This window comes from Geminicoccus flavidas (genome assembly GCF_009806515.1).
GTDB lineage: Bacteria > Pseudomonadota > Alphaproteobacteria > Geminicoccales > Geminicoccaceae > Geminicoccus > Geminicoccus flavidus.
This window is the reverse complement of sequence record NZ_WUJP01000502.1, coordinates 1-5,724: the sequence shown is the minus strand read 5'-3', so window position 1 is coordinate 5,724 and position 5,724 is coordinate 1. Positions and strand designations below refer to the sequence as shown.

7 protein-coding genes and 1 pseudogene are annotated in these 5,724 nt (G+C 71.0%); 3 read left to right on the top strand and 5 right to left on the bottom strand.

The window, feature by feature from the left end; all coding sequences use genetic code 11:
* Window positions 1-119 precede the first annotated feature (119 nt).
* The 3 genes from ruvA to EQG76_RS14145 are packed head-to-tail and all read right to left on the bottom strand — an operon-like array spanning window position 120 to window position 1,998.
* On the bottom strand, window positions 120-734 hold the full coding sequence (ruvA, locus tag EQG76_RS14155; protein WP_159714514.1) for a Holliday junction branch migration protein RuvA: 615 nt from the start codon (window positions 732-734) through the stop codon (window positions 120-122).
* Complete coding sequence (ruvC, locus tag EQG76_RS14150) at window positions 731-1,249, bottom strand: crossover junction endodeoxyribonuclease RuvC (protein ID WP_159714511.1); 519 nt, start codon at window positions 1,247-1,249, stop codon at window positions 731-733. Before ruvC ends, ruvA begins: the two co-directional genes overlap by 4 nt.
* Window positions 1,249-1,998 (bottom strand): YebC/PmpR family DNA-binding transcriptional regulator, encoded by a 750-nt coding sequence (locus EQG76_RS14145; RefSeq protein WP_159714508.1) that lies wholly within the window; start codon window positions 1,996-1,998, stop codon window positions 1,249-1,251. Before EQG76_RS14145 ends, ruvC begins: the two co-directional genes overlap by 1 nt.
* Before the next feature lie 224 nt (window positions 1,999-2,222).
* On the opposite strand from EQG76_RS14145, the gene EQG76_RS14140 reads away from it, so the two are divergent.
* A complete protein-coding gene (locus EQG76_RS14140) occupies window positions 2,223-2,579 on the top strand; it encodes a PilZ domain-containing protein (protein ID WP_159714506.1) in 357 nt (118 codons plus the stop codon).
* Window positions 2,580-2,668: 89 nt separating this feature from the next.
* Window positions 2,669-2,905: a hypothetical protein gene (locus EQG76_RS14135; RefSeq protein ID WP_159714504.1), complete on the top strand. Its 237-nt coding sequence runs from the start codon at window positions 2,669-2,671 to the stop codon at window positions 2,903-2,905.
* A gap of 232 nt (window positions 2,906-3,137) precedes the next feature.
* Here the strand turns inward: EQG76_RS14135 and EQG76_RS14130 are convergent, their stop codons facing one another.
* On the bottom strand, window positions 3,138-4,052 hold the full coding sequence (locus tag EQG76_RS14130; RefSeq protein ID WP_321573463.1) for an ABC transporter ATP-binding protein: 915 nt from the start codon (window positions 4,050-4,052) through the stop codon (window positions 3,138-3,140).
* Between the two features lie 185 nt (window positions 4,053-4,237).
* On the opposite strand from EQG76_RS14130, the gene EQG76_RS14125 reads away from it, so the two are divergent.
* Window positions 4,238-5,230, top strand: coding sequence for a FecCD family ABC transporter permease (locus EQG76_RS14125; RefSeq protein WP_159714517.1), 993 nt, complete (start codon window positions 4,238-4,240; stop codon window positions 5,228-5,230).
* Here the strand turns inward: EQG76_RS14125 and EQG76_RS14120 are convergent.
* A pseudogene (locus tag EQG76_RS14120) lies at window positions 5,227-5,724 on the bottom strand (non-ribosomal peptide synthetase); the annotation flags it as partial. The gene EQG76_RS14125 and the pseudogene EQG76_RS14120 sit on opposite strands and share 4 nt — an antisense overlap.

The window sequence follows — 5,724 nt, the reverse complement described above, 5'->3', positions numbered from 1 at the left end:
GATGAACACTTCCAGATTGGCGCGCTGGCGGGCTTGGCCCACGAACTCGGCCAGGCGCTGCGGGCGCAAGGAGCGGTCCAGGTCGTCGACCTGCTCCAGCGCGTCGATCAGCCGCTCGCTCATCGCGCCAGTTCCTTGAGTGCCAGCTTGAGCAGTTGCTGCAGTGCCATCTCCTCCTGCTGCGTAGCCAGCACCGCCTGAAGCGCGGCATAGGCTTCCGCCCGACCATAGCCCAGATTGGCCAGGGCCGAGAGCGCATCCTCGACCGGGCCGGCCGGTGCCGCGGCCCCGCCTGCCTCAGGTGCCGCCGCGACCGCGCGGCCGATGCCGAGCATCGCCGCCTTGTCCTTCAGCTCGGCACAGATCCGGGCGGCGAGCTTCGGCCCGACACCGGGAGCGCGGGTCAGCGCCGCCTTGTCCTGCGCCGCGATCACCGCCGCCAGCCGGGCCGGATCGTGCACGCCCAGGATCGCCAGGGCCGAGCGCGCCCCCACGCCCTGGACCGCCTGCAGCGCCTTAAACCAGGTCCGCTCCGCCGCCTCGGCGAAGCCGAACAGGGTGATCGCGTCCTCGCGCACCTGGGTCTCGACGAACAAGTCGACCATCTCGCCGGTCCGTCCGAGCAGCGCCAGCACCCGGGCGGGACAGAACACCAGATAGCCGACTCCGTTCACGTCCAGGACGATCCCGTCGTCGAGCTGCTCCAGCACCCGGCCGCGCAGCCGCGCGATCACGCGGTTCCCCCGACGGCGGCCCGGATGCTCCGACCGATGGCGCTGACCGTGGCGGTGCGGTTGGCGTGGCAGACCGCCACGGCCAGCGCGTCGGTGGCATCCGAGCGGTAGGTGCCTGAGCCTGGCAGGAGGATGCGGATCATGGCGGCCACCTGCTCCTTCTCCGCGGCCCCAGTGCCGACCACCGCCCGCTTGACCGCCATGGGCAGGTATTCGGTGACCGGCAGGCCGGCCGCGGCGGCGGTGAACATCACCACCCCGCGCGCATGGCCGAGCTTGAGCGACGAGCCGGCATTCTTGTTCACGACGGTGTGCTCGACCGCGGCGACGTTGGGCTGGTAGCGGGCCAGCACCTGGGCCAGCCCGTCATGCAGAGCGACCAGCCGCACCGCCAGATCGTCGGTGGTCCTTGTGTCGACCACGCCGGCCGCGACGAAGCGGAGCCGGTTGCCGCTGGCCTCGACCACGCCCCAGCCGGTATGCCTGAGACCGGGATCGAGACCCAGCACCAGCATCAGGCGGCGCTCAGCCTGGCCAGGGTCTCGTCCGAGACCTCGTGATTGGCGATCACCCGCTGGACGTCGTCGTTCTCGTCCAGCACCTCCAGCAGGCTCAGGAGCGTGTCGGCCTTGTCGTCGTCGACCGGCACGCTGTTCTGCGGCCGCCAGGTCAGGATCGCCTCGCTGGCCGAGCCGAGCTTGGCCTCCATCGCCTGCAGGACCGCATTGAGCTCGTCCGGCGCGCACCAGATCTCGTGGTTCTCCTCGTCGCTCTCGACGTCCTGCGCGCCAGCCTCGATCGCCGCCTCCATCACCGTGTCGGCATCGGCGAGTGCCGCGTCGAACCGGATCTTGCCGATCCGCTCGAACTGGAAGCTCACGCTGTTGCTCTCGCCGAGCGCTCCGCCATGCTTGGTGAAGGCGGAGCGCACGTCCGCCGCGGTGCGGTTGCGGTTGTCGGTGAGCGCCTCGACGATGATCGCCACGCCGCCCGGGCCGTAGCCCTCGTAGCGGACCTCCTCGTAGTTCTCGGCGTCGCTGCCCTGGCTGCGCTTGATGGCTCGCTCGATATTGTCCTTCGGCACGTTAGCCTGGCGCGCCGCCTGCACGGCCATGCGCAGCCGCGGATTGGCGGCAGGATCAGGCAGACCGGTTTTCGCCGCGACCTGGATCTCCTTCATCAGGCGGGTGAACAGCGCCGACTTGGCCGCGTTCGCGCGGCCCTTGCGGTGCATGACATTCTTGGCGTGGGAATGGCCGGCCATCGTCTTCTGGTATGTCGGGTTCGGTGTTGGTGACCGCAGGGTCTAGACCAAGAGGGCCGCAGGCGGAACTGGGCAGCGCAGCCGCGAACCCGCTCCGGCCGGCATTCTCGACGATCGTTCCGGCCCTGGCGAGCGGCTGCGGGGCACAGCGGCGCTGCAAAGTTTTGTTAACTGCCACGGGCCTAGGATGCGCGACACCAGGACAGCGCACGAGGCATCGAGCCATGGATCGTATTGAGACGGACGACGAAACCGGCGGCGAGCTTATCCTGCCCTTGGCCGAGCGCCGCTACCACCGCCGCTACCCCAGCGGGCTGTCCGCCTATATCGACGTGGACGGCGCGGTGCGGGCGGTGACGATTATGGACCTGTCGCTGGGCGGCGCCGGCCTGGCGCCGGCCTTCCCGGCCCTGGTCGGCGCGCCGGTCGAGCTGGAGATCACCGCCTTGTACCCGCGCCGGCGCCTGCGCGCCCGGATCCTCAGCGTTAGTCGTTATCGCACCCATCTCCTGTTCAACTGCAACGAAGAGGAACAGACCGCCCTGATCTCCTTCCTGCTCACGACCGGAGAGGAGGCCTGAGATCTTCGGAACCGTCACGCCGGCGCTCAGGTTGTCCTGCCAGGATTCTCGGCCGACTGGGCGTCGGCCAGAGGTTGGAGGACGAGATCATGCGCAGCCTGGTGCTGCTCTTGCCGGTCGCCTTGCTGCTGGCGGCCTGCGGCGAGACTAAGACGGACCGGAGCCTGAGCGGTGCCGGCATCGGTGCAGGCGTGGGCGCTGCCACCGGTGCCGTCACTGGCGGCAGCATCCTGGGCGGTGCCGCCATCGGCGGTGCGGCAGGCGGTGCGGCCGGCGTGCTGACCGACGAGGACGACGTCGACCTGGGCAAGCCGGTCTGGCGCTGAGGCCGGGCCCTCCGGGGCCTGTGCTCGCGGGTGCCGCCGGGCCAAGGTGCCGGCCTGCCTGCTTGCGGCACGCCCGTGCGGCCGCCGGCAGGCGTTCGGGCGGTGCTCACGGGCCTGTCGTTCGGCCTGATGCCCGCCCCTGATGCCGCCAGCCGCCATCCTGGCCGGCTATGGCCGGATGGCTGCAGGCTGCCGCCGCGCCACGGCTAAACCGATCTAATGACCGGTTGGCTCAGGGTTGGGACAGCGGGCCGTCGACCGCAACCTGAAGATGGCCCGCGGAGCAGCGCTCGACCCGGGCGCGCACGCCATAGACCTGGGCCAGCATGTCCGGCCGGATGACCTCGACGGGCATACCGTCGGCGTGGAGCCGGCCGCGGTCGAGCACCACGATCCGGTCGGACCAGCGGCCCGCCAAGGAAAGGTCGTGCAGCACCAGCAGGACCGTGCGCCCTTCGGCGGCCAGTGCCCGGACCACTGCCATGACCTCGACCTGGTGGCGCAGGTCCAGGGCGCTGGTGGGTTCGTCCAGCAAGAGGAGGCCGGTGCCGCGCACCACCGCCTGGGCCAGCGCCACCATCTGGCGCTGGCCTCCCGAGAGGCGGTCCAGTGGCTCCATGGCGAGGTCAGCCACATGTAGGCGCTGCAGCGCCGCCAGTGCCCGCTCCGGTGCGGCAGCATTGCTCTCCTCGCCCGCTGCAGCACCGGCCTCGTCCGGACGCGTCTGGCCGGCCGGCGAGGCATGCAGCGCGCCCAGCACGGTTTCCAGCACGCTGAGCGCCGTGCCGGCCGGCAGGGTCTGCGGCATGTAGGTGGCGAGCTTGGCCCGGGCAGCGAACGACAGGCCGCCCAGTTCCTGGCCGGCGAAGCGGATGCTGCCTCTGGCCGGCAGCAGTCCCGCCAGGCCGCGCAGCAGGGTCGACTTGCCGGCACCGTTGGGGCCGACCAGGCTGGTCACGCTGCCTGCCGGGATCGGCGCCAGGCTCAGCCCCTGGATCACCGGCCGGCCGCGATAGCCCGCCCACACGTCCTGGATGACCAAGCCCTGGTCCGGCCCTGTACCCTGCCCCGCCTCCGGCAGCACCTCAACTTTCGTCCCCTGTTCCGTTCCGGCCAGGCGCGGCCGCGCGCCGCCGTCGGTCGTCACCAAGCGCAGAACCCTCCCATCGGATGAGCCGGATATTCAAGTGACCGGGCCCGGATGGTAGAGCCGGGGCCGCGGGCGCTGCCGCGGCTCCGCGCACCTCCCATCCTCGACTGGTTCCAGCCTTGGCCGACCCCACCACCCTCGCGGCACCGCTCGCCGCCTATGCGTCCCAGCTGCGCCGGCGCATGGCGGCACTCCTGCTGCTGCTGCTCGGGGTGGCGCTGGCCTTCCTGCTCGACCTGGTGACCGGCCCCTCGTCCCTGCCGGTGCTGGACGGGCTGCGCGCCCTCTTGGACCTGGGCGAGCTGACGCCGGCGCTGGAGGTGATCGTCTGGCAAGTCCGCCTGCCCCAGGCGCTGCTGGCGCTGCTGGTCGGCGGTGCCCTGTCGCTGGCCGGTGCCGAGATGCAGACCACGCTGAACAATCCGCTGGCCAGCCCGTTCACGCTGGGTGTGTCCTCGGCGGCCTCGCTGGGGGCGGCGCTGGCGATCGTGCTGGGCCTGGGCATCCCGGGCGTGCCGGCCAGCTGGATCCTGTCGGGCAACGCCTTCCTGTTCGCCTTCGGCTCGGTCCTGCTCCTGCAGTTCATGGCGAGGCTGCGCGGCACCGGGGTGGAGACGCTGGTCCTGTTCGGGATCGCGCTGGTGTTCACCTTCAACGCGCTGGTGGCGCTGATCCAGTATGTCGCCAGCCAGGAGGCGCTGCAGCAGCTGGTGTTCTGGAACCTCGGCAGCCTCGCCCGGGCGAGCTGGGAGAAGATCCTGGTGGCCGCCCTGGTGCTGGCTCTCGTGCTGCCCTCCTCCCTGGCCGCCTCCTGGCAGATGACCGCACTCCGGCTGGGCTCCGACCGGGCTTACAGCTTCGGGGTGAATGTCGGCCGGCTGCGCTTTCTGTCCCTGTTCCGGGCGAGCCTCCTGGCCGCGACCGCGGTGGCGTTCGTCGGCACGATCGGCTTCGTCGGCCTGGTCGGGCCTCATCTGGCGCGCCTCCTGGTGGGCGAGGACCACCGCTTCTTCCTGCCAGCAAGTGTGCTGTGCGGTGCCCTGGTGATGTCGCTAGCCTCGGTCGCCAGCAAAACCCTGGTGCCGGGGGCACTCCTGCCGGTCGGCATCGTCACGTCCTTGATCGGGGTGCCCTTCTTCGTCGTGCTGATCTTCGCCCGGCCCGAGCGCGGCTAGGCTGGCAGGGCCAGCCCGACCTGCTCGACCTCGGCCATGCGCGCCTCCAGCACCGGCAGGATCCGGCCAAGCGCCGGCTCCGCCAGCATGTGGCCATGCACACTTTGTACGTCATGGACCACGACCTGGCCGACATGGGGGCGCCAGGCCAGCGGGTCGAGCCCGCGGGCCTCGTTGCCTTCCGTAGCGCGGAAATGGTCGAGCCGGCCCAGGAAATGGCGGTGCCGGTGCCCGCGCACCAGCCGGTCGTTGGCCGTCACCACCCGCAGCACGCCTTCGAGCGCCCGGTCGTCCAGCGCGCCCAGCGGATGGCCGCTGTCGCGCAGGAAACCCACCACCCCGTCCCGGGTCAGCTCTAGCCCCGCCATCCGCTCGGGATCCTGGCCGGCGATGTAGAGCAGCGCCTTCAGCGCGGCATCCGCCGCCGGCGGCGGCTCCTGGCGCCAGCGCTCGCAGGGATAGGAATCCAGCATCGCCAGCAGGCCGGCCTCGGC